Annotated in this window: 26 protein-coding genes and 1 other annotated feature; of the genes, 23 read left to right on the top strand and 3 right to left on the bottom strand. The window is 34.6% G+C overall.

The window, feature by feature from the left end; genetic code table 11:
- Nucleotides 1-368: 368 nt before the first annotated feature.
- From rpmH to DM447_RS18160, 11 genes are all read left to right on the top strand, one after another.
- On the top strand, nt 369-503 hold the full coding sequence (gene rpmH, locus DM447_RS18210) for a 50S ribosomal protein L34 (protein ID WP_112182598.1): 135 nt from the start codon (nt 369-371) through the stop codon (nt 501-503).
- 153 nt (nt 504-656) lie between these two features.
- Nucleotides 657-998: a ribonuclease P protein component gene (gene rnpA / locus DM447_RS18205; RefSeq protein ID WP_112182597.1), complete on the top strand. Its 342-nt coding sequence runs from the start codon at nt 657-659 to the stop codon at nt 996-998.
- An 82-nt stretch (nt 999-1080) separates the two neighbouring features.
- Nucleotides 1081-1863 carry a YidC family membrane integrase SpoIIIJ gene (gene spoIIIJ / locus DM447_RS18200; protein WP_112182596.1) on the top strand — a complete coding sequence of 261 codons (783 nt, stop codon included), beginning with the start codon at nt 1081-1083 and terminating at the stop codon, nt 1861-1863.
- Nucleotides 1863-2483: an RNA-binding cell elongation regulator Jag/EloR gene (jag, locus tag DM447_RS18195; protein WP_112182595.1), complete on the top strand. Its 621-nt coding sequence runs from the start codon at nt 1863-1865 to the stop codon at nt 2481-2483. Before spoIIIJ ends, jag begins: the two co-directional genes overlap by 1 nt.
- 286 nt (nt 2484-2769) lie before the next feature.
- Nucleotides 2770-4146 carry a tRNA uridine-5-carboxymethylaminomethyl(34) synthesis GTPase MnmE gene (gene mnmE, locus DM447_RS18190; RefSeq protein ID WP_112182594.1) on the top strand — a complete coding sequence of 459 codons (1377 nt, stop codon included), beginning with the start codon at nt 2770-2772 and terminating at the stop codon, nt 4144-4146.
- Between the two features lie 41 nt (nt 4147-4187).
- A complete protein-coding gene (gene mnmG, locus DM447_RS18185; protein WP_112182593.1) occupies nt 4188-6068 on the top strand; it encodes a tRNA uridine-5-carboxymethylaminomethyl(34) synthesis enzyme MnmG in 1881 nt (626 codons plus the stop codon).
- Between the two features lie 76 nt (nt 6069-6144).
- Nucleotides 6145-6858 carry a 16S rRNA (guanine(527)-N(7))-methyltransferase RsmG gene (gene rsmG, locus DM447_RS18180; protein ID WP_112182592.1) on the top strand — a complete coding sequence of 238 codons (714 nt, stop codon included), beginning with the start codon at nt 6145-6147 and terminating at the stop codon, nt 6856-6858.
- 349 nt (nt 6859-7207) lie between these two features.
- Entirely contained in the window at nt 7208-8059 is an 852-nt protein-coding gene (gene noc / locus DM447_RS18175) for a nucleoid occlusion protein (RefSeq protein ID WP_112182591.1), read from the top strand.
- A 138-nt stretch (nt 8060-8197) separates the two neighbouring features.
- Nucleotides 8198-8980: a ParA family protein gene (locus DM447_RS18170; RefSeq protein WP_112182590.1), complete on the top strand. Its 783-nt coding sequence runs from the start codon at nt 8198-8200 to the stop codon at nt 8978-8980.
- Complete coding sequence (locus DM447_RS18165; protein WP_112182589.1) at nt 8952-9791, top strand: ParB/RepB/Spo0J family partition protein; 840 nt, start codon at nt 8952-8954, stop codon at nt 9789-9791. The genes DM447_RS18170 and DM447_RS18165 overlap by 29 nt, the downstream gene beginning before the upstream one ends.
- 112 nt (nt 9792-9903) lie before the next feature.
- Nucleotides 9904-10614: a DUF554 domain-containing protein gene (locus DM447_RS18160; protein ID WP_112182588.1), complete on the top strand. Its 711-nt coding sequence runs from the start codon at nt 9904-9906 to the stop codon at nt 10612-10614.
- Nucleotides 10615-10657: 43 nt separating this feature from the next.
- On the opposite strand, the gene yyaC is transcribed toward DM447_RS18160, so the two are convergent.
- Nucleotides 10658-11254: a spore protease YyaC gene (gene yyaC / locus DM447_RS18155; RefSeq protein ID WP_112182587.1), complete on the bottom strand. Its 597-nt coding sequence runs from the start codon at nt 11252-11254 to the stop codon at nt 10658-10660.
- Nucleotides 11255-11343: 89 nt separating this feature from the next.
- Here yyaC and DM447_RS18150 point away from each other — a divergent pair, with 89 nt between their 5' ends.
- The 8 genes from DM447_RS18150 (at nt 11344) to DM447_RS18115 (ending at nt 18256) form a co-directional block, all read left to right on the top strand.
- On the top strand, nt 11344-12366 hold the full coding sequence (locus DM447_RS18150; RefSeq protein ID WP_112182586.1) for a YkvI family membrane protein: 1023 nt from the start codon (nt 11344-11346) through the stop codon (nt 12364-12366).
- A 57-nt stretch (nt 12367-12423) separates the two neighbouring features.
- Entirely contained in the window at nt 12424-12621 is a 198-nt protein-coding gene (locus tag DM447_RS18145; RefSeq protein ID WP_112182797.1) for a DUF951 domain-containing protein, read from the top strand.
- Nucleotides 12622-12885: 264 nt separating this feature from the next.
- Nucleotides 12886-13986, top strand: a complete 1101-nt coding sequence (ychF, locus tag DM447_RS18140; protein ID WP_112182585.1) for a redox-regulated ATPase YchF — start codon at nt 12886-12888, stop codon at nt 13984-13986.
- A 176-nt stretch (nt 13987-14162) separates the two neighbouring features.
- On the top strand, nt 14163-14453 hold the full coding sequence (gene rpsF, locus DM447_RS18135) for a 30S ribosomal protein S6 (protein WP_112182584.1): 291 nt from the start codon (nt 14163-14165) through the stop codon (nt 14451-14453).
- A gap of 12 nt (nt 14454-14465) precedes the next feature.
- Nucleotides 14466-14954, top strand: a complete 489-nt coding sequence (gene ssb / locus DM447_RS18130; RefSeq protein WP_112182583.1) for a single-stranded DNA-binding protein — start codon at nt 14466-14468, stop codon at nt 14952-14954.
- A 27-nt stretch (nt 14955-14981) separates the two neighbouring features.
- Nucleotides 14982-15212 carry a 30S ribosomal protein S18 gene (gene rpsR, locus DM447_RS18125; RefSeq protein ID WP_112182582.1) on the top strand — a complete coding sequence of 77 codons (231 nt, stop codon included), beginning with the start codon at nt 14982-14984 and terminating at the stop codon, nt 15210-15212.
- Nucleotides 15213-15416: 204 nt separating this feature from the next.
- Nucleotides 15417-15655, top strand: a binding site (T-box leader).
- A gap of 139 nt (nt 15656-15794) precedes the next feature.
- Nucleotides 15795-17381 carry a phosphoglycerate dehydrogenase gene (gene serA / locus DM447_RS18120; RefSeq protein ID WP_112182581.1) on the top strand — a complete coding sequence of 529 codons (1587 nt, stop codon included), beginning with the start codon at nt 15795-15797 and terminating at the stop codon, nt 17379-17381.
- Nucleotides 17382-17707: 326 nt separating this feature from the next.
- On the top strand, nt 17708-18256 hold the full coding sequence (locus tag DM447_RS18115; protein WP_112182580.1) for a GNAT family N-acetyltransferase: 549 nt from the start codon (nt 17708-17710) through the stop codon (nt 18254-18256).
- Between the two features lie 73 nt (nt 18257-18329).
- Here DM447_RS18115 and DM447_RS18110 read toward each other — a convergent pair whose 3' ends face one another.
- Together DM447_RS18110 and DM447_RS18105 are read right to left on the bottom strand one after the other, a co-directional pair.
- Nucleotides 18330-19703 (bottom strand): MATE family efflux transporter, encoded by a 1374-nt coding sequence (locus DM447_RS18110; RefSeq protein WP_112182579.1) that lies wholly within the window; start codon nt 19701-19703, stop codon nt 18330-18332.
- A gap of 60 nt (nt 19704-19763) precedes the next feature.
- Nucleotides 19764-20552: an HAD family hydrolase gene (locus tag DM447_RS18105; RefSeq protein ID WP_112182578.1), complete on the bottom strand. Its 789-nt coding sequence runs from the start codon at nt 20550-20552 to the stop codon at nt 19764-19766.
- Between the two features lie 281 nt (nt 20553-20833).
- Between DM447_RS18105 and DM447_RS18100 the strand changes: the two genes are divergently transcribed.
- The 4 genes from DM447_RS18100 (at nt 20834) to dnaB (ending at nt 25683) form a co-directional block, all read left to right on the top strand.
- A complete protein-coding gene (locus DM447_RS18100) occupies nt 20834-21775 on the top strand; it encodes a YybS family protein (RefSeq protein WP_112182577.1) in 942 nt (313 codons plus the stop codon).
- 30 nt (nt 21776-21805) lie between these two features.
- Nucleotides 21806-23782 (top strand): DHH family phosphoesterase, encoded by a 1977-nt coding sequence (locus tag DM447_RS18095; RefSeq protein WP_112182576.1) that lies wholly within the window; start codon nt 21806-21808, stop codon nt 23780-23782.
- Nucleotides 23779-24225: a 50S ribosomal protein L9 gene (gene rplI / locus DM447_RS18090; protein ID WP_112182575.1), complete on the top strand. Its 447-nt coding sequence runs from the start codon at nt 23779-23781 to the stop codon at nt 24223-24225. The genes DM447_RS18095 and rplI overlap by 4 nt, the downstream gene beginning before the upstream one ends.
- 90 nt (nt 24226-24315) lie before the next feature.
- Entirely contained in the window at nt 24316-25683 is a 1368-nt protein-coding gene (dnaB, locus tag DM447_RS18085) for a replicative DNA helicase (RefSeq protein ID WP_112182574.1), read from the top strand.
- Nucleotides 25684-25711 lie beyond the last annotated feature (28 nt).

Raw genomic sequence — 25711 nt, 5'->3', positions numbered from 1 at the left:
ATGCAAGGCTTATTCGACAGTTATCCACAAAGTCCAACTGTTGTAGACAATAATTATCCACAAGACTGTATTTTGTGGTTATTTTGTAGATAACTTGTGTGGACAAAAAAACAAGTAAAAATATTACGCACAGAACCTGTGGATAATAAAAAAAGGTGTATTTCTCAGCTGTTTTTGTTTTTATGATAAGTGGATAAATTTTTTCTAACAACAAAAACACGGGTAAATAGTAATTTATTTTGATGGGAATATAGATTAGATAATAAATAAACTTGGACGTATTGACATTTGATGCTTTTATTACGTATAATGTATTCGACTGTCTTCTTAATATTCGAGTTTTAATTCCTCAGGGAGGTGTACTATAAATGAAACGCACATTTCAACCAAATACACGTAAGCGTAAAAAAGTTCACGGTTTTCGTTCACGTATGAGCACTAAAAATGGACAAAACGTCATTGCTCGTCGCCGTAAAAAAGGACGTAAAGTATTATCAGCATAGGCCACTGAGATAATATCAGGGGTCTTTTTTTTCAGTTAGAAAAGAGAATTAATGATAATAAGCTCGTTTAAGTGAAGAAATTAACAAAGCGGGCTTATTTTCATACATATCGATCAGATCTATCGGATGAATTGACAATGGAGGTAACAGTCCATGAAAAAGGCTTATAGATTAAAAAAAGATAAAGAATTTCAACTTGTTTTCAAACAGGGGAAGTCTTTTGCAAATAGACAATTGGTAATATACTATTTAAAGAAAACAGAACAAAAACATTTCCGAGTTGGTTTATCTGTGAGTAAAAAGATTGGTAATGCTGTAATGCGTAATCAAATAAAGCGTTATCTTAGACAAGCCTTTTTAGAACTTGATGAACAGATCGATAATACGTATGATGTTATTGTGATTGCTAGAGTTCCTACAAATAATATGGACTTTTTTGAAATAAAAAAGAGTTTAATACATGTATTATCAAAATCGAATGTATTAAAACGGTAGAGCTATGGATTCCACATGTAAATAATGATAAAATGAAAGTTATATTTTTACATACATCGCAAGGTAAATGAGGAGGAAGAGCATGCGCAAAAAAGTATTACTGTTTGCGGCTTTAATCGGTTTACTAGTGTTACTGTCAGGTTGTGGTGACATTGAAACGGATATTACAAGTGAAAGTACGGGATTTTGGGCACAATATTTTGTTTATCCATTATCTTGGGTCATTATTAAAGTAGCAGACTTTTTTAGTGGTAGTTATGGTTTATCAATAGTGGTTGTAACAATTGCTATTCGTTTGGTTTTATTACCATTAAATATTAAGCAATTGAAAAGCTCAAAGGGAATGCAAGCAATTCAACCGGAGTTGCAAAAGGTTAGAGAAAAATATAGTTCCAAAGATGCTCAAACACAACAAAAATTACAAAAAGAAACGATGGAGTTATTCCAAAAAAACGGTGTTAATCCAATGGCTGGTTGTTTACCAATTATTGTACAGATGCCAATTTTAATTGCTTTTTATCATGCAATTATGCGAACACCACATTTAGATGAGGGTAGTTTTTTATGGTTTCAGTTAAGTGAACCTGATCCATACTATATCCTACCGATCGTTGCAGCTGGTGCGACTTTCTTACAGCAAAAATTGATGATGGCAGGAACGAATACAACACAAAATGCTGCTATGCCACAAATGCAAATGATGCTTTACATGATGCCAATAATGATTGGTGTTATGGCAGTCTTCTTCCCGACAGCTTTATCATTGTACTGGGTAGTTGGAAACATATTTATGGTATTACAAACTATTTTCGTTCGTGGACCTATGATGAAAGATAAGGAACCAGAAACGGGAGGAAATAAATAGTGAGACAGGTAACTGCTTCTGGACAAACAGTCGAAGATGCGGTCCAATCAGCACTAAAGCAGTTAAACACCACAGAGGACCAAGTAAAGATAACAATTATCGATTCAGGTAAAAAAGGATTATTTGGACTATTCGGTAGTAAACGTGCAATTGTAAAAGTAACAATTGAAGAAAACCCTATAGAGCAGGCGGAAACGTATTTGAAGCGCCTAGTTAGTGCTTTTTCTGATGACGTTTTTATTGAAAGAATAACACGTGGTAATACAATAACCTTTGAGTTATCAGGTGAAAAGATCGCGATGTTAATTGGAAAACGAGGACAGACTTTAAATGCGTTGCAATATCTTGTACAACTTGTTTTAAATCGTGGTAAAAAAGAGCGTTATAATGTAATCATTGACGCTGAGGGTTATCGTAACCGGCGAAGGATTACACTAGAGCAGTTAGCCGATCGGCTGGCAGATAAGGCTATTAAGATACACAAACCAGTTTCATTAGAACCGATGCCTTCTTATGAAAGAAAAATAATTCATAGTGCTCTGCAAACTAATAAGAGTATAGAGACGGATTCGGAAGGTATAGAACCGAATCGGTATGTAGTAATTAAACCAGCAAAATAAATTTAAAAACGTACAAGAAACAGAAAATGTTTCTTGTACGTTTTTTTTGTGGATAAGCAGAGAAGAATAAAAACACAGGTTATCCACCTGTGCATAACTACATTTTTTAATAGGGGAGTTTTCAAACAAATTAAAAGACTATGCACATGTGGATAAAAGAGTACGTATAGCTTTTCAATAGGCAAATAATGTGCTATTCTGTTATGTTAGTGACACTTTTTTATAGATAAGTAAAAAACATTAATTTTATATAGATAATTGTAGGAAAGTTGGAGGTGAAGTATAGATGGAAACTGATACAATAGCAGCAATTTCAACACCAATTGGAGAAGGGGCTATTGCAATTGTTCGATTGAGTGGCAAAGATGCAGTAATAATTGCAAATCAACTTTTTCATGGTCCTGATTTAATTACCGTTGATTCACACACCATTCATTACGGAAAGATCATTGATCCAGAAACAAATCAAACGGTTGAAGAAGTAATGGTAAGTGTGATGCGGGCACCGAAAACTTTCACAAGAGAAGATGTTGTAGAAATAAATTGTCATGGTGGACTGGCATCAGTAAACCGTTTATTGGAATTAGTTTTGCAGATGGGAGCTCGACTCGCAGAACCTGGAGAATTTACAAAACGCGCCTTTTTACATGGTCGTATTGATTTATCACAAGCTGAAGCGGTAATGGATTTAATCCGTGCAAAAACGGATAAAGCAATGGATGTGGCGATTAAACAGTTAGATGGGAAATTATCTAAACTAATTCAACATTTACGCCAGGAATTATTACAGACAGTAGCCCATGTTGAGGTCAATATTGATTATCCAGAGTATGATGATGTAGAGGAAATGACAAATGACTTCATGTTAGTAAAGACTAAAGAGGTTTATCAAGAAATTGAAGGTTTGTTACAAATGGCAAGACAAGGTAAAATCTTACGTGAGGGTATTGGAACGGCTATTATTGGTAGACCAAATGTAGGTAAATCATCCTTATTAAATGCTTTGGTTCATGAGAATAAAGCGATCGTAACGGATGTTCCTGGTACAACTCGTGACGTGATTGAGGAGTATGTAAATGTTCGAGGAATACCGCTTCGGTTAGTCGACACTGCCGGCATACGTGATACGGAAGATATTGTAGAAAAAATAGGTGTAGAACGCTCTCGTCAAGTATTAAAGGAAGCAGATTTAATTTTACTTGTGTTAAATTATAATGAGGCATTAACGGATGAAGATCTTCAATTATTTGAATTAGTAAAAGATTTAGAAGTTATTGTACTTGTAAATAAAACAGACTTACCGAAGAAGATTGACTTAGAGAAACTAAAACAATTGGCTAATGGACAACCTCTTATTACAACAGCTTTAATAGAAGAAAAAGGCTTAGATGATTTAGAAACAGCAATTGCAGACAGGTTTTTTGAAGGTGAATTAGATACTGGTGACTTAACATACGTTTCAAATGTACGTCATATACAATTGTTAAAGCAAGCATTACAAGCTCTTGATGAAGCAATGTTTGCGTTAAGAGAAGGTATGCCAATTGATTTAGTTCAAATTGATGTAACACGCACGTGGCAATTATTAGGTGAAATTATAGGGGACACAGTTCAGGACAGTTTAATTGATCAACTATTTTCACAATTTTGTTTAGGAAAATAAAAAAATCTGTTTTATAACAGGTAGATAGAGGGTGACAACTAATGACTTATAATGCTGGTAATTTTGATGTAATAGTTATTGGTGCAGGACACGCAGGTGTAGAAGCGGCAAATGCTGCAGCAAAACGTGGTGCGAAAACGTTAATGCTTACATTAAATTTAGATATGATTGCCTTTATGCCGTGTAATCCATCTGTTGGTGGACCAGCAAAAGGCGTTGTAGTAAGAGAAGTTGATGCATTAGGTGGATTAATGGGAAAAGTAATTGATAAAACATATATCCAAATGCGTATGCTTAATACAGGAAAAGGTCCAGCTGTTCGTGCGCTAAGAGCACAAGCTGATAAACCGCTATATATTCAAGAAATGAAAAAAAGATTAGAAAACCAAGATAATTTAACATTACGTCAAGCAATGGTTGAGAAATTGATTATGGAAGATGGTGTATGTAAAGGCGTTATTACGGAGACAAAAGCAGCCTATCATGCAAAATCGGTTATTATTACAACAGGAACATTTATGAGATCTCGCGTTATTATTGGTGATTTGTCTTATGAAAGTGGACCAAATAACCAACGAGCATCGGTTAAACTATCGGAGCATTTAGAGGAAATTGGTTTTGAATTGGTACGTTTCAAGACAGGGACACCACCACGTGTGAATAGTCATACGATTGATTATTCAAAAACAGAAATACAGCCAGGGGACGAAAATCCAAGTCATTTCTCATATGAAACATCTCAGGAATTAATTGAACAAATTCCTTGCTGGTTAACGTATACTAATGAGTTCACACATAAAATTATAAATGACAATTTAGGTTTATCTGCTATGTACTCAGGCATGATAAAAGGTACGGGGCCACGTTATTGTCCGTCAATTGAAGATAAAATTGTTCGCTTTCATGACAAACCACGTCACCAAGTTTTCTTAGAACCAGAAGGAAGAGATACAGAAGAAGTATATGTACAGGGGTTATCAACCTCTTTACCAGAGTTTGTTCAACGTGAAATCCTACGTTCGATTGAAGGATTAGAAAATGCTGAAATTATGCGTGCAGGATATGCAATTGAATATGATTCTGTAGTACCGACTCAATTATGGCCAACACTTGAAGTGAAAAATGTTCCTGGCCTGTATACAGCGGGACAAATAAATGGAACATCTGGATATGAAGAAGCGGCTGGTCAAGGACTGATCGCTGGTATTAATGCAGCTGCGAGAGCACTTGATAAAGAACCTTTAGTTCTAGATCGTTCACAAGCGTATATTGGTGTGCTAATTGACGATTTAGTAACAAAAGGTACAAATGAACCCTATCGCTTATTGACATCAAGAGCAGAATACCGTTTACTTTTACGACATGATAATGCTGATATGCGTTTAACAGAAATTGGCTATCAATTAGGTATGATCACAGAAGAACGCTATCAACTTTTTATTGATAAAAAAAGATTTGTTAAAGAGGAAACGACACGTTTGGAAAAGGAAACAATAAAGCCATCTGAATCATTGAAATTGTTAATGGAAGAGGTTGGTGCAACGGAATTAAGAGAACCAACAAAAGCTGTAGAATTATTGAAAAGACCAGAAATTAACTATCAATTAATTGAAAAGCTTACGCCAGCACCAATAGATTTAAATTTTGATGTTAAGGAGCAAGTAGAGATTCAAATTAAATATCGAGGTTACATTGAGAAATCTAATCAACAAGTAGAACGAATGAAAAAAATGGAGAATAAATGGATTCCAGAAGATATTGATTACGATGCCGTTAGTGGTATTGCAACAGAGGCGAAAGAGAAATTCAAAAAAGTTCGTCCTTTGTCAGTAGGTCAAGCTTCGCGTATTTCTGGTGTAAATCCAGCTGATGTATCTATTCTTCTTGTCTATATTGAACAAGGAAACATTGCTAAGGTATAATAATAAGCATTATATAATGTAAATCATAGTAACTACTTGTTACGTTTGTTTCTAGATAGAAAGGAATTAAATGTCGATGAATGCTGAATCATTTGCTACAAAAATGTCGGAACATGGAATTGAATTATCTGAACAACAGAAACATCAATTTGATATTTATTTTCATACACTAGTGGAGTGGAATGACAAAATAAATTTAACTTCAATAACGGATGAAGTCGGAGTCTATCTCAAGCACTTTTATGACTCTCTAACTGCCTCATTTTATTTCGATTTTGGTAAAGAACTTAGTATTTGTGATGTGGGAGCGGGTGCAGGTTTTCCAAGTATTCCATTAAAAATTTGTTTCCCGCAATTACAGGTTACAATTGTTGATTCACTACAAAAAAGGATAAATTTCTTAAATCATCTAGCTGATCAGTTAGAGTTAGAAGGAGTTACCTTTTATCATGATAGAGCAGAGTCATTTGGTAACAATCAAGTATACAGACAATCCTTTGATGTTGTAATGGCTAGAGCAGTGGCCCGAACATCCGTTTTGAGTGAGTTGTGTTTACCGTTATGTAAAATCACAGGAACGTTTATTGCTATGAAGGGTCCAAATGCACAGGATGAGTTAGTTGATGCAAAAAAAGCAATTGAAATTTTGGGTGGAGAAGTTTCTAATATCCATACTTTTGATTTACCAGATAATAATGGAGAGCGTAATATTGTTATCATTAAGAAAATTAAAAAGACACCCAATAAATACCCGCGTAAACCAGGAGTTCCAAATAAATCTCCATTGTAATGTAAAAGATATGAAAACAAAGATAGTACTGAAAAGATCAGTACTATCTTTGCTTACTTAAAATCTAGCAAATTTTTCGCATTTTCTGTTCTACTATCTTACGCTTTATACGTAATGTGTGGTAGAATAATAGAAGAATATAACGTCGCAGATAAGAAATAAAAGGGATACACAGTCGTTTAAGACTATTCTTATCTCAATAGATTAATAAATTGTTTCACGTGAAACAATTTATTAAAGTTACCTCACTAATAAAACGTATTGTTAGTTATGAAGTATTGGTGATAAATAGCCAATACTTCATATTTCATACGTACGTTAAGTAGGAATATAAAGGTGGTGTCTGTTCATGTTACACCCTTTCAGCCGAATATTTGGCATAGGTGATAAATCTGAAGAAGTGGAGGAGTATATTCCAGATGAAGTAGTCCAACTTCCAGTTAGAGATATTGCACCAAATAGGTATCAACCACGTGCTATTTTTAATCAAGAAAAGATAGAAGAACTGGCACAGACGATTCATACACATGGTATGATCCAACCTATTGTTGTGCGAAAAATGGAAGATGGAGAGAAAAAGTATGAATTAATCGCTGGTGAAAGAAGATGGCGTGCGGTTACCTCTTTGGAGTGGGAAACAGTTCCTGCGATCATACGGATAATGACTGAGGCAGAAACGGCGTCTGTTGCATTAATAGAAAACTTACAAAGAGAAGAGTTAACTGTTATTGAAGAAGCTAAAGCATATAGTCGGTTATTAGAGATACATGATTTAACGCAAGAGGCTTTAGCACAACGTTTAGGCAAGAATCAATCCACGATAGCTAATAAATTACGCTTACTAAAGCTTCCAGAGGTTGTTCAAAATGCAATATTAGAGAAAAAAGTAACCGAAAGACATGCACGCGCATTAATCATATTAAAAGACGCAGATAAGCAAGAGCAATTATTAAATGAAATTATTGAAAGAAATTTAAATGTTAAACAAACAGAAGAACGAATAGCAAAACTAATGGATGATACACCTAAAAAGAAAAAGCCTAAATTAAAAGGTGTAAACAAAGATATGAGAATTGCTATGAATACAATTCGTCAATCATTGAGTATGGTAACGGACACTGGAATTGATTTAGAAACAGAAGAACAAGATTATGATGATTATTACCAAATAACAATCAAAATTCCAAAGAAAAAAAAGTAAAGTAGAAATCCCGTCTTCGATCATCGTAAGGTTGGGGTTTTTTCTTTGATAAGAAAAAACAAAACTATTTACCAATGTTTATTTTTAAAAAAAGTGATAGAATATAAATTATAGAGTTTTAACTAGGTAGGTGACACCATGGGAAAAGTAATTGCCGTAGCCAATCAAAAAGGTGGCGTAGGAAAAACTACTTCATCAGTTAACTTAAGTGCTTGTTTAGCCTATTTTAATTATAAAGTTTTATTAGTTGACATAGATCCACAAGGAAACGCAACAAGTGGTGTGGGGATTAATAAGGCAGATATGGATGAATGTATTTATAATGTATTGGTTGAGGACTTAGATGCTGAAAAAGTTTGTGTTTCTACTTCGGTGGCAAATTTAGATGTTATTCCAGCAACAATTCAATTGTCTGGAGCAGAAATAGAGCTTGTGCCAACTATTTCAAGAGAAGTACGGTTAAAAAAGGCTTTAGAACCAGTTGTTGATCAATATGATTATATTATAATTGACTGCCCTCCTTCATTAGGGTTATTGACTATCAATGCATTAACAGCTGCTGATAGTGTATTAATTCCTGTTCAATGTGAGTATTATGCGTTGGAAGGTTTAAGTCAGTTATTAAACACTATTCGCCTTGTCCAAAAACATTTAAACAAACAGTTAATGATAGAAGGCGTTTTATTAACAATGTTAGATGCACGAACAAATTTAGGTATTCAGGTTATAGATGAAGTGAAAAAGTATTTTCAGGATAAGGTCTATCGTTCAGTTATACCTAGAAACGTACGTCTTGGTGAAGCGCCAAGTCACGGGAAACCGATTATACTATATGATCCGAAATCTAGAGGCGCTGAAGTATATCTTGATTTAGCAAAGGAAGTGATTGCAAATGGAGAGAGGATTAGGGAAAGGAATTAATGCTTTTTTTCCAGAGTTAGAGGATGAGAAAGAATCGGAATCAGTACTTCAAATTTCGGTTAAAGAATGCCGGCCCAATCCATATCAACCTCGTAAAACATTTCAAGCAGATGCGATCGAAGAATTAAAGGAATCAATTATGGAATTTGGTATACTACAACCTTTAATTGTTAGAGATAGTATTAAGGGCTTTGAAATTGTCGCTGGTGAAAGAAGATTTCGTGCTGCAAAAGAAGCGGGACTTGATACAATCCCGGTAATTGTTAAAAACCTAACTGATCAAAAAATGATGGAGTTAGCTTTATTAGAAAATTTACAACGTGAGGATCTAACACCAATTGAAGAAGCTCAAGCCTATGCTAATCTGATGAAAGAGTTTAACATCACGCAAGAAGAATTAGCTAAAAGATTAGGTAAAAGTAGGCCTCATATCGCGAATTTAACTCGTTTACTTAGCCTCCCAACAACTATAAGTGCATTAATTAACAATGGAGAGCTATCAATGGGGCATGGAAGGGCTATACTTGGTTTAAAAGATAAAAATAAGTTACAACCATTGATTGATAAGATTCGCAAAGACAATTTAAATGTTAGACAAGTGGAGCAACTTGTTAATCATCTTAATGAGAAAAAAGTAGAACAAAAAAAACAACCAAATAAAAAAGATTTATTTATTACAGAAAGAGAAGGGCTATTACGAGACCATTTAGGAACGGGCGTAAAAATCCATAAAGGTAAGCGAAAAGGTAAAATAGAAATTGAGTTTTTTTCAGATGATGATCTAGATAGAATCTTAGAGTTATTTCAGTAAATAAAGGCCTGACAACGGGAAGAAACCCCATCTGTCAGGCTTTATTTCTGTAGTTTAGTATATTGTTTCACGTGGAACAATGAGAGCCAGGATGAGGGTAGGTGAAATTAGTATGGCTTTATTAGGTACGATCATTAATGGGGTAGCTATTATAATTGGTACTGTACTAGGCTTGTTTTTCAGAAAAATCCCCGAAAGATACAAAGAAACAATCTTAAGTGGGATAGCATTAACAATTATACTGATTGGCTTGCAAATGGCTTTACAAGTCAATCACATTATAATTGTTTTGTTAAGTATTATGATCGGAGCAATACTAGGAGAAGTAATAGATATAGAGAATAGGCTAAATCAAATTGGGACTTGGGTCGAATCTATTATTAGTGGTAATAAAGTTGATTCAAAAATATCACAAGGTTTTATTACAGCATCCTTGATCTTTGTTGTAGGAGCAATGGCTATTATAGGTGCATTAGATGGTGGGCTAAGAGGAGATCATGGTGTACTAATAACGAAATCTATATTAGATGGCTTTACCTCACTTGTATTAGCTACTACATTAGGATTTGGTGTTATTCTCTCTGCAATTCCAGTAGTTCTTTATCAAGGGACGATTGTATTAATGGCAACAACAATAGAAAAATGGATACCGCCTTTATTATTAGATGGGTTTATTGTCGAAATGACAGCAACTGGTGGTCTATTAATAGTCGCAATAGGTCTAAATATGCTAAACATTACTAGTATTCGCATAGCTAATCTATTACCGTCACTGTTTATGGTAGGTATTATATATACAATATATCAATACTTAATAGGTTAATCCGATAGATTACTAACTTTAAGATAGAAACCATTACTGCTAATTAAATGGTTTCTATCTTTTTTCTCTCCATAGTAGGATATGAAAGGTAATGATGTAGATGATGTAAAGACTTAGCAATTGTTTCTGCCATGTTCATTACAAGGTGTAAACGAGTACTTTGCAAAACCATATAATCCATATAACCGTTAATATTCACGATACCTGTAAGATAAATGTTGCCTACAGGTGGTAAGTCCTTCTGTAAAGCTGCACCAGGTCGTATAGAACCAATGCCAGTGGTAATCATGCCGACGGAATCTTTTCTGCCTAAGCAAGCATCTATTGCAATAATATAGGGGTTTTTATGTTTGCTTTTTATTTTATGTAATTGTTCCTTTAAATTAACGGCATGTACAGGATCTTCTAATGTGCCATAAACAGTGAAATGAGAATGTTTCCATTTATTTAATAATGTACCTGTTAAAGGACCAAGGGAATCACCAGTTGATCGATCTGTTCCAATACAGATAATAATGAATTCGTATGCTTCAGAAGGTAGCCATTGATAGATACTCTGACTAAGAGAACGATAAACAAATCTGTCATCGTAAGGATATCTTTTTTCTGATTTATCAAATGATACTTCTTTTAGATTCATAGCTTTCACTCCCATAACATATTTTTATTAGTATACGAATTTTTGAATGATTCTATACATCTTTTAAAAAAATGGGAGTGAATATAATAATGTTTAAAGCAGGAATGAAATGGACTTTTTTAATAATAGGTACAATGATAGGTGCAGGTTATGCATCTGGAAGAGAGTTATGGCAATTTTTTGGTGCAGAAAGTGGACTAGCTATAGGATTATTCACAATTTTATTTTCGATTTGTTGTTATTCAATTTTGATTATCAGTTTTCAAAATAAAACGACGCAATATTTGCCTGTGTTAAAGGTATTAGTTGGCAAGCGTTTTGCGCACCTATATGATGCAATGATTGTTATTTATCTTTTTTCAACCACTGTAATTATGTTAGCGGGTAGTGGTGTTACTGTTGAGGCATTTCAATATCCCTATTGGTGGGGTATTGTATTAATTGTTATTCCATTGATACTTGTTTTTATATGGGATATAGATGGCATACTGTCAATAAATAGCTTTATTTTACCATTACTATTAGTTGGGTTAATAAGTGTACTTATTTCCTTCATCATTAAAGAAGATTTAACACTTTTATTATCTATTGATAAGCAAAGAAACTGGATGGCTGCTTTTACATTCACATCTTTAAATATATTACCTTTAATTGCCGTAATAGGTGCAATAGGTAATCAGATAAAAGCGAAAGGTGAAGCAGTTTTTGCTAGTATTGGAAGTGGTGCCATACTAGGCTTTATATCCTATATCTATAATAATAGTCTTGTTCAAATTGCAGATGATATATTAGTATATGAGATACCGCTGTTTGCGATTTTAAAAAACTATCCCTATACAATGTTTTTGTTTATGTCTGTATTATTATGGTTTGCAATTTTTACAACTGCTGTATCAGGAACGCTTGGTTTAGTAAGTAGAATCCGGGATAAGATCAATGCACCGTTATGGTTAATTGTATTAGTGCTAGTGTTATGTATGATTCCGCTAACGAAATTTGGTTTTTCAACGTTAATTGAATATCTATATCCTCTATATGGCTTATTAAATTTATATATATTAGCAACTTTACTATTATATCCGTTCATAAATCGATACAAAACAAGTGGATAATGATAAAATAAACTATAGGCTACTAATAAGAAAATATAGTAGGAAGTGGGGCATGATATAATGGAGAAAAAGTATCAATTACATGATGTCGTCCAGATGAAAAAGGCACACCCTTGTGGAGAAAACAAATGGAAAATAATTCGAATGGGAATGGATATTCGTATTAAGTGTGAAGGTTGTGGACATAGTGTTCTTGTACCGCGTAAGAAATTCGAAAGTAAGCTAAAGAAAGTAATTATTGCAGCAGAGGATTAAGGCATCATATTATCGAGGGTAAAACTTACTATGTTGAGATAATTAAAAGTATGTTTCACGTGGAACAAAAAACAACTATAGTTATAGTTTGTGCAAGTTAATTGTCTTAACTTGCAGAAAAGCTGTAGATAAAAGTAAGAAGTGTAAAATAAATAAACAGTTAAAATCTAATTTTAATAACTTGTCAATTTGAATCACTGTATTTATAATTGGTATGACTGAAACGTTCATATGAGCGGTATATCCTTAAGGAGTGGAAGTTTTATGGCATTAACAGCAGGAATTGTTGGTTTACCTAACGTGGGGAAATCGACTTTATTTAACGCGATCACACAAGCTGGGGCAGAAGCAGCAAACTACCCATTTTGTACAATAGATCCTAATGTAGGAATCGTAGAAGTACCAGATGAAAGATTATCTAAGCTAACTGAATTAGTAAAACCGAAGAAGACAATTCCTACAGCTTTTGAATTTACTGATATTGCAGGTATTGTAAAAGGTGCTAGTAAAGGGGAGGGATTAGGGAATAAATTTCTATCTCATATTCGTCAAGTGGATGCTATTTGCCACGTTGTACGTTGTTTTGAAGATGAAAATATCACACATGTATCAGGAGGAGTAGACCCAATCTCTGATATTGAAACAATTAATTTAGAATTAATTCTAGCAGATCTAGAAACCGTTACGAAAAGAATGCAACGTGTTGAAAAAATGACAAGACAAAAAGATAAAGAAGCTGTTGCAGAATTTGATGTCTTAACTAAGTTACATGATGCATTTGAAACTGAAAAACCCGCTAGGTCTGTAAGTTTTACAGAAGATCAAGAAAAGATTGTAAAAGGATTACATTTATTAACAAGCAAACCAATATTGTATGTTGCAAATGTTGGGGAAGACGAACTTTTAGAAGCAGATATAAACCCTCATGTAATAAAGGTACGTGAATTTGCTGGAAATGAGACAGCAGAAGTTATTGTAATAAGTGCAAAAGTAGAATCAGAAATTGCTGAGTTAGACGGCGAAGAGAAAGAGATGTTCCTAGAAGAGTTAGGAATTGAAGAGTCTGGTCTAGATCAATTGATTAAAGCAACGTATCAATTATTAGGTATGGCAACTTATTTCACTGCTGGTGAACAGGAAGTTCGTGCTTGGACATTTAACAAAGGAATTAAAGCTCCTCAAGCCGCAGGTATCATTCATACAGATTTCGAACGTGGATTTATCCGAGCAGAAACGGTATCTTATGATGATCTAGTTGAAGGCGGTTCAATGGCTGGTGCAAAAGAAAAAGGAAACGTGCGTTTAGAAGGAAAAGACTATTTGGTGAAAGACGGCGATGTAATACATTTCCGTTTCAATGTGTAAGCCTGGATCATTATAGAAGTAAACGTATAATTTTAACAGAAGGAAGTAATGCTCAAAATAATGTTGCGCTTTTTTGAAAAGTTTGGTATAATACTTGATTGTGAGTAATGAATGAAATTACTCCTTGTTCCTTTATACCAAAAGGAGCCGCTAAGACCAAAAGGAGGTGCAAACGGATGAGAAATTATGAGATTATGTACATCATCCGCCCAAACATTGAGGAAGAAGCGCAGACAGCATTAGTTGAGCGTTTTAACAGTATCCTTACTGATAATGGAGCGGAAATCGTAAAAGTTGAAGAAAAAGGCAAGAAGAGACTTGCTTATGAAATCAATGATTTTCGTGATGGTTACTATGTATTGATTAAATTTATAGGCGATGTAACAGCAATTAATGAATTTGATCGTCAAGCGAAGTTTAGTGATGATATTATTCGTCACATAGCTGTACGCGAAGACGACAAATAAGGAGGGGATCTCATGTTAAATCGTGTCGTACTTGTAGGCAGGTTAACGAAAGATCCAGACTTACGCTATACTGCAAATGGCGTTGCAGTAGCTAATTTCACCTTAGCAGTCAATCGCCCGTTTTCAAACCAGCAAGGAGAAAGAGAAGCAGACTTTATCAACTGTGTCGTATGGAGACGTCCGGCAGAAAATTTGGCTAACTTTATGAGTAAAGGTAGTCTTGTGGGTGTTGATGGTCGTGTGCAAACTCGAAACTTTGAAGGACAAGACGGAAAACGTGTATTTGTCACAGAAATTGTAGCAGATTCTGTTCAGTTTCTTGAGTCAAAAGGTAGCGGAGGATCAAATTCACAGAATAGTGGACAAGGTATGGATGGGTATAATAAAGCTCAGGACCAAAACCAGTCGTCTAATACTAATAATTCGAACCAAAATGAATCGGATCCGTTTAAAGATAACGGAGAGCCAATTGATATATCAGATGATGATTTACCGTTTTAATATTTAATTATAAAGGAGGACTTTCTTATGGTAGCTCGTCGTGGACGTCCAAAACGTCGTAAGGTATGTTATTTCACAGCAAATGGCATAACACACATTGATTATAAAGATGTTGATTTACTAAGAAGATTTGTTTCAGAAAGAGGGAAAATTCTTCCTCGTCGTGTAACAGGTACTTCTGCAAAATATCAACGTAAATTGACAAGAGCAATCAAACGCTCGCGCCAAATGGCTTTATTGCCATACGTGAACGATTGATTTGTTGAAAGTGAAAAGCCTATCTTTTCTGTTGCTATCTTTTTAGATAGTAGCAGAAGGATAGGCTTTTTTTTTTATGAAAAATGATATATTACAATATTATCGAAAAAACAAGGTCAAATTTTTAATTTTTCTGTAAAAACTGTTGACATTATTTTTTATCATGCTATGATATATGAAAATTCAAAATACTTTGTGAATAGATAATGAACGTAGATGAAGACAGGTTTATTATATTGTATACTAAAGAGAGCTGGTGGTAGCTGCGAACCAGTGTGTCGTATAATAAATAGCACTTCGGAGTTGGCGGATTGAAAGGTTAATTAAGTAGGTCTGCACGGCTATGCCCGTTACAGCATAATACCAATGAAGACTGTGTGTAATAAATAAACACAGTGAAATTTAGGGTGGTACCGCGGATGTTTCAACTTTTCGCCCCTTACGTAAACGTAGAGGGTGGAAAGTTTTTTTAGTTTTTTCTAATAATATATTAAAATCAGAAAGGAGACAAAGTAAAGGTATTAGATAAATGGAGTGCTAGACATGCTAGTTGTAGTACTAATAAACAGGGGGTAAATTAAAATGACATTTAAAGTATTGATTAGTGATCCATTAAGTGAAGACGGTATTTTTCCATTACGTGAGGAAGCGCAAATTGAAGTAGATATGATAACTGATTTGACGCCAGAGCAATTGGCAGAGAAAATTGTAGACTATGATGCATTACTTGTACGAAGTCAAACGAAAGTAACACGTGAGATTATAGCACAAGGTAAAAACCTTAAGATTATTGGTCGAGCAGGTGTAGGTGTTGATAATATAGATTTAGATGCCGCTACAGAACACGGTGTTATTGTTGTTAATGCACCTGATGGAAATACGAATTCTGCTGCTGAGCATACGATGGCAATGATGATGTCATTAGCTAGAAAGATACCACAGGCCTATCATGCTTTAATGCAGAAAAAGTGGGATCGAAAATCATACGTTGGAGTCGAATTAAAGGGCAAGACACTAGGCGTAATAGGTATGGGTCGAATTGGCCGAGAAGTGGCTATGCGGGCAAAGGGACAAAGAATGAAGATCGTTGCTTATGATCCATTCTTAACAGAGGAAAAAGCGGAACAACTTGGCGTTAAAGTAGGTTCGGTAGAAGACGTGATTAAAGTAGCAGATTTTATTACTGTCCATACACCGTTATTAAAAGAAACCAAACATTTAATTAACGCCCAGGCATTTAAAAAAATGAAAGATGGCGTTCAAATAGTTAATTGTGCCCGTGGCGGCATTATTGAAGAAGATGCTCTGTATGATGCTATTATATCTGGAAAGGTTGCTGGTGCTGCATTAGATGTGTTTGAGGAAGAACCAGCAACAGACCATAAGTTATTAGCATTACCTGAAGTAATTGCTACACCACATCTAGGTGCAAGTACAGTAGAAGCACAAGAAAGTGTTGCAGTCGATGTTAGTCACGATGTCGTTCGTTTACTAACAGGAGGGTTGGTTAAAAATCCTGTGAATTTACCTTCTGTACCAAAAGATTTAATGGCTAAAATTGAACCCTATTTTTATTTAGCTGAAAAGCTTGGGATTTTCTTAACAAATATCACAGAAGAGGTTATCGAAGAAATAACTATCTACTATGCAGGTGAATTATATGAAGTTGAAGTTGCACCATTAACTAGAAATACAGTCAAAGGATTATTAAAACGCCATTTTGGGGACCATATTAATGATGTGAATGCTGCCTATTTAGCTGAACAGCGAGGCATTGTTATTAATGAACAGAAAACTAGCACTACAAAAGGGTTCACAAATTTAATTACAGTAGAAGTGAAAACAAAAACTGGAACAAAAGCCGTAGCTGGTACACTACTGAATGGTTTAGGCTCTAGGATTGTTCAAGTTGAATCATATAGTGTTGATGTAGTTCCAGAAGGTAATATAGTGTTTATTCACCATAAAGATCAACCGGGTGCAATAGGTAAAGTAGGTACCATTCTTGCAGAACATAAGATTAATATTGCGACGATGCAAGTAGGTAGAGCAGATATTGGTGGGGAAGCTATTATGTTATTAACAGTGGATAAAAATCTAGATGATGAAAACATAAAAGCATTAACAGACCTTCCAGATATTAATACTGTAACAGCGATACAATTATAATAAAGGTTTAGAATGTAAAAGTAACATTTTAAATTACTAATTTAGAATAATTTTACAAAAAGATCCTAAAAATGACAAGCGCAGAAACTGGTGAATCCGCTATTAAAGGATCACCAGTTTTTTTGAGTATAGTATGGAAATTTACATTTTCAAAGAAGTAGAAATTGTCTTACGTTACATAGGGTGAATAATTTCGACAAATAGATAAAAGACATTTTACTAGAATAATTTAGTAGCAGTTACACTATCGATTTTAAAGCAGGAAATATTCGCTAACTTCTATTACAATAGATAGATGAGAAAGAGAATGTAAGGGGTGGAAGAAAGTGAAAAGTGAATTAATTGGAACAAACATTACGATTCGAGCATTACAAAAAGAGGATGCATCTGCATTGTTAGATATGAATAAAGAGAATAGGGAGATATTTGATCGTTATTCTCCTGTTGATAAAAAGGATGACTTTTTTACATTAGAAAAGCAGGAAGAAATGATAGAAAAGGATAAAAAGGCATGGGAAGAGGATAAGGGGTATCAATTTGGTATCTTTATTAATGGAAGCAACAAACTAGTAGGAACGGTCTCATTTTTTTTCATTGAAAGAGGAACAGCTGAAAAATGTATGATTGGCTATGGACTGGATCATCGATATAAAGGGCATGGATACATGACAGAAGCGGTCAAGCTCGCAATTAGGTTCGCGTTTGAAGAAGCGGACTTTCATCGAATTGAGGCAGGTGTTATGCCAAGAAATAAAGGATCAATTAATGTTTTAGAACATTGTGGATTTAAGAAAGAAGGGACCTTGCGTGATCAACTGAAAATCAATGGAAAGTTTGAAGACCATCATATCTATTCGATCTTATCGACGGATTGAAGCGTATAGAAAAAATCTGATGAATCCTTCAAAAGGACTCATCAAATTATCTATGATCATTAATAAAACTTCATTATACAGTGCTATTCTCAACCGTAGAGCTTTTTGCGCTTCGGTAAACGATTCGTAATCTAAATAGAAAGCCAATAGCAGCAAAGCTTAAGCCTAGTATAATGCCGATCCAAAATCCAGCAGGCCCTAAGCTCGTGTAACTTGAGAGAATGAAACCACTAGGAATTCCAATTATCCAATAAGAGACGAATGCAATATAAAACGGTAGTTTAACATCTTTGTAGCCTCGAAGTACACCTTGTAACCCTGCTTGTGCAGCATCTGATAGTTGATAAATAATTGCAACCATAAATAATTGACTTGCTAATGCTACAACTTCAGGATCCTTTGTATATAGATAAGAAATAGGTTCTTTAAAAAAGAATAGAAAGACAGCGCCTATAGCTAAAACACCAATTCCACCTAAAACCCCAATATAGCTATATTGTTTTGCTGCCTGTAATTTGTTTCCGCCAATAGAATACCCTACTACAATAGTTAAGGCCATTGAGATACTTAAAGGAATCATAAAAATCAATGAAGTAAAGCTTATTACGATTTGATTCGCCGCAATGGCAATGGTCGAGAACATAATGCCGACTAATAAAGTCACAACCGAGAATATGCTTGCTTCAAAGAAAATCGAAAGGCCCATAGGTATTCCTATTGAAAGCTGTTCTTTCCAAGCTTGCCATGAAGGCTTGGTCCATTTGACTAATAATTTGTATTCCCTCACAACATTTAACTTAAAAGTCATCCAGACACTAGCAAATAAAATAATCCAAAATGTTAATCCAGTAGCATAACCTGCGCCAATCCCACCGAGTTCGGGCATACCAAAATGACCAAAGATTAAACTATAATTTAAAAGGACATTAAAAGGAACAGCAAGGATAGTAATGAACATTGTAATTCTAGTGAAGCCTTGTCCATCAAAGAAATTACGAATGACATTAGATAAAAACAATGGAATAATGCCGATGGAGAGCCCAACTAAATAATGAAACGCAATGTAGTGGACATCTGGGTCCAAATCCATAAATGTTAAAATTGGTTGAAGTAATATACCACCAATTAGTATGACAATTAAAGCAATTATGACTGCTAAATAAAGAGCTTGTGTTACTGTGCGATGTATTTTGTTTCTTTCATTACTTCCCATTAAGTGTGCAATGATGGGCGTTACAGCTAACATTACGCCATTAATACCGACGAAGATAGGCATCCAAAGGCTTGCGCCGATAGCAACCCCGGCTAAATCATTCGTTCCGACACGACCAGACATCATAGTATCCACTAGGTTCATGGCTGCTAAACCGAGCTGAGTTATCATAATTGGCCACATAATAGAAAGAAATAAACGTGTTTTTTCTTTTAACGATTCTGCATGGTACATGTAAGTCCTCCGTAATTTCTATACTTGATACTGTTTAATGAAGCTATATGAGATACTAACTTATTTGTTCAACTTATCAAGTAGAGAAAATAATTCTTCTAGATGTTTAATTTCATAGGTTGGTTTAACTTCTACTGATTGTTTATCCTCACGGTTAATCCAAACATTTCTAATTCCTGTTCTATTTGATCCAAGAATGTCTGTCATTAGATTATCACCGACCATTAGTGCTTGCTCCTTACTTACATTTGAAAGTTCAAGGGCATGTTCAAAAATACTTGGATCGGGCTTTCCTTTACCAAAATCACCAGAAATAACAATATGATTAAAGTATTTCTTAAGTTCAGGTGTTATAGCTAACTTTTTCTGTTGCAAAGAAGGTGCACCGTTTGTTAATAAAAGTAATTGGTATTCGTGTTTTAACTCATTTAATACAGAAAACGTTTCTTCATATAAAAATGGACTTTCTTCTCGTTCTTTAATAAATTGGTCTGCTAATTGTACACCAAAGCTTGGATCATTAATTCCAAGTGCCTTTAAACCATTAGTCCAAGCTTCTTTTCGATAATTAGGCACAATGTTATACATCTCACGAAACATATCTTGATCGTCATCAAAGTTACCCCACAAGCCTTCAAAAGGGTTTATGCCTATCATCTGTGTGAAATCATATGTGTGATAGCCCTCATATAATTTACGCGCTTCTAATCGTACGGCCTCTTCTAAAGTGCTTTCACTAATTCCATATTTCACTTTAGCCAATTCACACGTTTTCTGAAAAGCTTGTTGAATGCTTTTTTTATCCCAAAGCAATGTATCATCAAGATCGAAAAAAATTGTAGTAATCATCGGAAGTCTCCTTTACAAATATGGTATGATAATAGTATAGCAAGAATAGCAAGCAAGTGAGAATTTATTATAAAACAGTGTCAAAATTGAGACAGGAAAAACTATCATTTGTCATTTTTCCTTATTATCGTTTATAATCAGATAGAAAGCAAAAAAGTAATGTCTTTCTATGTTAAAAAAGAATATTTTATACAGTTAATTAAAAAGCTATCCAAAAGCACAGCCCTGTAGCTGTGCTTTTTCTAAGCTAATAGAAAGCAATTAATGAGGTGTTCGTAAGAATGTATGATTCAAAGAAAGTGCAGGAAGGTGTGCTATTAAGCACTATCTATGGTTTACTGTTACTTGTAACCATACTGGTACCAGCAATTGAATTAGTAACAGTATTTTTATTGCCGATTCCATTTGTGATTTATGCTTCACACCACGGTTATAAAGCTTCATTGATTTTAGGAGGTTTTGTGACAGTCTTAGCGTTGTTACTTATTTTTGTTATCTCTTTCCCATTAACCATTATGTCTGTTTTAGGTGGTACGATGATAGGAGAAGCAATTTATAAAAAAAGAAATGCATATGAAACATGGGCATTTGGAACAGTTGGTGTAACAATAGGCTTGTTAGTCTTATTTTTAATGATCCAGCTTGTTTTACAGATTAATATTGTGGATGAGTATCAGGGAATGGTTCAAGAATCCATTACTTCGACAGAAAGCTTGGTAACATCATTAGGAATCGAGTTATCTTCTGATGAAATAGCTTTAATAAAAGAAGAAATGTTAAAAATCACGACGCTTTTGCCATCTATATTAGTGATTTGTGCACTAGGTATAGCTTTTGTAACACAATGGGTAAGCTATAAAATACTGAATTGGCGTGAGAATAGGAAATTGCGCTTTCCACCTTTTAAATTCTTTTTATTACCAAAGACGGTTGTTTGGATTTACTTCTTTGCAATTTTATTTACTTGGTTCGAATTAGATCCCACAAGTAGTTTAGCTGTCAGTGTAGTTAATGTAACGAATTTAGTTGGTTTATTACTGACTTTACAAGGTCTGTCATTTGTTTTATTTTATTCATATAAAAAGAAATTAGCTAGTGCGATTCCGATCTTAATTATTGTTGGTAGTATCATTATTCTGCCAGCAGGACTTTATATGTTGCGTATTTTAGGTATAATTGATATAGGATTTGGTTTAAGAGAAAGGTTTGAGAACAAAAAATGAGTGCTCGTCTGGATGTAGGAGCTGACAAATATGTCTGATTTATTTAAGAAGCCAACATTAAGCAATCATATATGGGTTATATATGGACTATCATTTCTCTTATTGGGATTTATTTGGTTTTTCCAATGGATGTTAGGAATATTTATGACATTTATATTAATTGGATCTTTATATTATAGTATTCGATCGGAAAGAAACTTGTTAAATGAGACAGAAGAATACATTACTACTTTATCTCATCGAGTAAAGAAAGTAGGGCAAGAAGCACTACTTGAAATGCCGATTGGAATTGTTCTATATAGTGAAGATTATAAAATCGAATGGACAAATCCATATATGAATAGATTTACTAATGAAGAATCATTTGTAGGGCAACCGTTGAGTCAGTTATCTTCAGATTTATTGACTAAGGTTAAAGAAGAAAAAGAAGACATTTGGGTCCCGATTGAAACGTATGATTTTCAAGTCGCAGTCAAAAAAGAAGAACGATTATTATACTTCTTTGATCGAACGAAACAAACTGAGATTCAAAATTTATATCATAATGAACAAACTGTTCTAGGTGTCATATTTTTAGACAACTATGAAGAGATAACGCAAGCTATGGATGACACAGCAAAAAGTCAAATTAACTCCCGTGTGACATCGATTTTAAATGAGTGGTCGATGGATTATGGGATTTATCTAAAACGGATATCACAGGAACGTTTTTTGGCTGTAATGAATCATCAAATTTTGGATGAACTAGAAAAATCAAAATTTGAAATTCTAGATGAAGTAAGAGAATTAATCTCTGATAACAAGAATGTTCCACTTACCTTAAGTATTGGTGTAGGATTAGGTGGCGGTTCATTACCTTCATTAGGGATCCTAGCTCAGTCTAGTTTAGATCTTGCATTAGGAAGAGGTGGCGATCAGGTCGTCATTAAAGATGAATCAGGTAAAGTTCGCTTTTACGGTGGGAAAACAAACCCAATGGAAAAACGAACAAGAGTGAGAGCACGTGTTATTTCACACGCATTAAAAGAATTAGTCCAAGAAAGCGATCAAGTATTAATAATGGGACATAAAGCACCTGATATGGATTCGATAGGTGCTGCAATTGGTATTTTAAAAATTGCGCAAGCCAGTGATGTTGATGCGTTTATTGTAGTTGATGAAAACGATATAGATACAGGCGTTCAGCGGTTGATGGAACAGATAAAAGAAGAAGATGCATTGTGGTCTCACTTTGTATCACCGGATGAGTCACTTGACATTGTTACAAAGAACACGCTGTTGGTAGTTGTGGATACACATAAACCTTCACTTGTTGCAGAAGAGAAGTTGTTAAGTAAAACAGAATATGTCGTTGTCATTGATCACCATCGCCGTGCAGAGGAATTTATTGATCATCCAACTCTTGTATATATGGAGCCATATGCCTCCTCAACTGCAGAATTGGTAACTGAATTATTGGAATATCAACCAAACACATTGAAGTTAAACATGCTTGAATCTACAGCACTTTTAGCAGGAATTATTGTTGATACCAAAAGTTTCACATTACGAACTGGTTCTCGTACTTTTGATGCTGCTTCTTATTTGCGGTCTAAGGGTGCAGATACCGTACTAGTCCAACGCTTCATGAAAGAAGATTTGGATATTTATATTCAACGGAGCCATTTAATTGAAAGTACAACCATATATAAAAATAATATTGCTATATCATTAGGCACACCTGGAAAGTTATTTGGACCAGTTATTATTGCACAAGCTGCTGACACCCTTTTAACAATGACAGGTATTGTTGCTTCCTTTGTCATATCTGAACGAAAGGATGGACGTATTGGTATTAGTGCTAGATCACTAGGTGAAATTAATGTCCAAGTAATCATGGAAAAGATGAATGGTGGCGGTCATTTGACAAATGCAGCAACACAATTAGATGATGCCTCTATAGAAGACGCTTATGAGCAATTAAAAGAGATTATAGATCAATCTATTGAAGGAGGAGAACAAGAATGAAAGTAATCTTTCAAAAAGACGTAAAAGGAAAAGGCAAAAAAGGGGAAGTTAAAGATGTCTCTGATGGTTATGCACGTAACTATCTTTTGAAAAACAATGTGGCGATAGAAGCAACCCCAGGCAATTTAAAAGGATTAGAGGCTAAGCAAAATAAAGAAAAAAATCTAGAACAAGCAGAAGTTGATGATGCAGAAAAACTGAAAGAAAAATTAGCAAACATGCAAGTTGAGTTAACAGCAAAATCAGGAGATCATGGCAATTTATTTGGTTCCATAACAAGTAAACAAATTGCTGAGGAATTAAAGAAAACACATAATATTAAAATGGATAAAAGAAAAATTGAGCTAGATAATCCCATCCGTTCTTTAGGGGTAACAAATGTACCTGTAAAATTACATCCGGAAGTAACCGGTATAATTAAAGTACACGTAACAGAAGTATAAAAGATACAGTTAATTTAATTGGAAAAAAGGAATGGGAGGATTTATTCCTCCCATTCCTTTGTCTATTTGATTCTTAAAGGGGGGAATTGCATGAGTGAGGAATGGAATGAACAACGAACACCACCACATAATATTGAAGCGGAACAAGCAATATTAGGTGCTATATTTTTAGAACCAGAGGCAATCTCTTCTGCTACAGAGTTACTAATACCTTCAGATTTTTATCGTGCTAGCCACCAGCGGATTTTTCAAGTGATGATGCAACTGACTGATAAAGGAGAGCCAATTGACTTAGTAACGGTCACGACAGCATTATCAAATGCAAAATTGTTAGATGAAATCGGTGGTGTCTCTTATTTAAGTGATCTAGCCAGTGCAGTTCCAACCGCAGCAAACATTGGTTATTATAATAAGATTGTTGAAGAAAAAGCACTCCTACGTCGTTTAATTCGAACGGCAACTGATATTGTTACAGACGGTTTTTCAAAAGAAGATGAAGTAGAAGAAGTATTAAGTGAAGCTGAAAAGAATATTTTAGAGGTTTCCAATCGAAAAAATGCTAGTGCATTTAAGAATATTAAAGATGTTTTAATAGATGTGTATGATAATATCGAACAACTACACCATAATGATGCAGATGTAACAGGAGTACCAACTGGTTTTAGAGATTTAGATAAAATCACCTCTGGTTTCCAACGGAATGATTTAATCATTGTTGCTGCACGACCATCTGTAGGTAAGACGGCATTTGCTTTAAATATTGCGCAAAATGTAGCGATTAAAACAGATGAGAACGTGGCGATCTTTAGTTTAGAGATGGGTGCAGAACAACTTGTAAACCGTATGCTTTGTGCGGAAGGTAACATTGATGCGCAACGTCTTCGTACAGGAAGCTTAGAGCCAGAAGACTGGGGTAAGCTAACAATGGCAATGGGTAGTCTATCTAATGCTGGTATTTTTATTGATGATACGCCAGGAATTCGTGTTAACGAAATCAGGTCTAAATGTAGACGATTAAAGCAAGAACATGGTCTTGGTATGATTTTAATAGATTACATGCAGCTTATTCAAGGTAGTGCAAGCAATGCAAAAGAAAACCGTCAACAAGAAGTATCGGAAATATCCAGGTCATTAAAAGGTTTAGCAAGGGAATTAAATGTCCCGTTAGTCGCACTTTCTCAGCTTTCTCGTGGAGTGGAGCAAAGACAAGATAAACGACCAATGATGTCAGACCTGCGTGAATCAGGAAGTATTGAGCAAGACGCAGATATTGTTGGCTTCCTCTATCGTGATGATTATTATGATCAAGAATCAGAAAAACAAAATATTATCGAAATTATTATTTCTAAACAACGTAATGGCCCGGTTGGGACAGTAGAACTTGCATTTGTAAAAGAATATAATAAATTTGTTGACTTAGATCATCGATATGATGAATCAGATATACCACCAGCGTGATAATAATAGATTAATAGAAAGAGACAAG

It is taken from the genome of Paraliobacillus zengyii (genome assembly GCF_003268595.1).
In the GTDB taxonomy this organism is placed as follows: Bacteria; Bacillota; Bacilli; order Bacillales; family Amphibacillaceae; genus Paraliobacillus_A; species Paraliobacillus_A zengyii.
This window is presented reverse-complemented; position numbering and strand designations above follow the sequence as displayed.

What these genes read in the sequence shown, in the direction of transcription:
- rpmH (WP_112182598.1), top strand. Translation starts at nt 369, where the DNA reads ATGAAACGCACATTTCAACCAAATACACGTAAGCGTAAAAAAGTTCAC.
- rnpA (WP_112182597.1), top strand. Translation starts at nt 657, where the DNA reads ATGAAAAAGGCTTATAGATTAAAAAAAGATAAAGAATTTCAACTTGTT.
- spoIIIJ (WP_112182596.1), top strand. Translation starts at nt 1,081, where the DNA reads ATGCGCAAAAAAGTATTACTGTTTGCGGCTTTAATCGGTTTACTAGTG.
- mnmE (WP_112182594.1), top strand. Translation starts at nt 2,770, where the DNA reads ATGGAAACTGATACAATAGCAGCAATTTCAACACCAATTGGAGAAGGG.
- mnmG (WP_112182593.1), top strand. Translation starts at nt 4,188, where the DNA reads ATGACTTATAATGCTGGTAATTTTGATGTAATAGTTATTGGTGCAGGA.
- rsmG (WP_112182592.1), top strand. Translation starts at nt 6,145, where the DNA reads ATGAATGCTGAATCATTTGCTACAAAAATGTCGGAACATGGAATTGAA.
- noc (WP_112182591.1), top strand. Translation starts at nt 7,208, where the DNA reads ATGTTACACCCTTTCAGCCGAATATTTGGCATAGGTGATAAATCTGAA.
- DM447_RS18170 (WP_112182590.1), top strand. Translation starts at nt 8,198, where the DNA reads ATGGGAAAAGTAATTGCCGTAGCCAATCAAAAAGGTGGCGTAGGAAAA.
- DM447_RS18165 (WP_112182589.1), top strand. Translation starts at nt 8,952, where the DNA reads ATGGAGAGAGGATTAGGGAAAGGAATTAATGCTTTTTTTCCAGAGTTA.
- DM447_RS18160 (WP_112182588.1), top strand. Translation starts at nt 9,904, where the DNA reads ATGGCTTTATTAGGTACGATCATTAATGGGGTAGCTATTATAATTGGT.
- yyaC (WP_112182587.1), bottom strand. Translation starts at nt 11,254, where the DNA reads ATGAATCTAAAAGAAGTATCATTTGATAAATCAGAAAAAAGATATCCT.
- DM447_RS18150 (WP_112182586.1), top strand. Translation starts at nt 11,344, where the DNA reads ATGTTTAAAGCAGGAATGAAATGGACTTTTTTAATAATAGGTACAATG.
- ychF (WP_112182585.1), top strand. Translation starts at nt 12,886, where the DNA reads ATGGCATTAACAGCAGGAATTGTTGGTTTACCTAACGTGGGGAAATCG.
- rpsF (WP_112182584.1), top strand. Translation starts at nt 14,163, where the DNA reads ATGAGAAATTATGAGATTATGTACATCATCCGCCCAAACATTGAGGAA.
- ssb (WP_112182583.1), top strand. Translation starts at nt 14,466, where the DNA reads ATGTTAAATCGTGTCGTACTTGTAGGCAGGTTAACGAAAGATCCAGAC.
- rpsR (WP_112182582.1), top strand. Translation starts at nt 14,982, where the DNA reads ATGGTAGCTCGTCGTGGACGTCCAAAACGTCGTAAGGTATGTTATTTC.
- serA (WP_112182581.1), top strand. Translation starts at nt 15,795, where the DNA reads ATGACATTTAAAGTATTGATTAGTGATCCATTAAGTGAAGACGGTATT.
- DM447_RS18110 (WP_112182579.1), bottom strand. Translation starts at nt 19,703, where the DNA reads ATGTACCATGCAGAATCGTTAAAAGAAAAAACACGTTTATTTCTTTCT.
- DM447_RS18105 (WP_112182578.1), bottom strand. Translation starts at nt 20,552, where the DNA reads ATGATTACTACAATTTTTTTCGATCTTGATGATACATTGCTTTGGGAT.
- DM447_RS18100 (WP_112182577.1), top strand. Translation starts at nt 20,834, where the DNA reads ATGTATGATTCAAAGAAAGTGCAGGAAGGTGTGCTATTAAGCACTATC.
- DM447_RS18095 (WP_112182576.1), top strand. Translation starts at nt 21,806, where the DNA reads ATGTCTGATTTATTTAAGAAGCCAACATTAAGCAATCATATATGGGTT.
- rplI (WP_112182575.1), top strand. Translation starts at nt 23,779, where the DNA reads ATGAAAGTAATCTTTCAAAAAGACGTAAAAGGAAAAGGCAAAAAAGGG.
- dnaB (WP_112182574.1), top strand. Translation starts at nt 24,316, where the DNA reads ATGAGTGAGGAATGGAATGAACAACGAACACCACCACATAATATTGAA.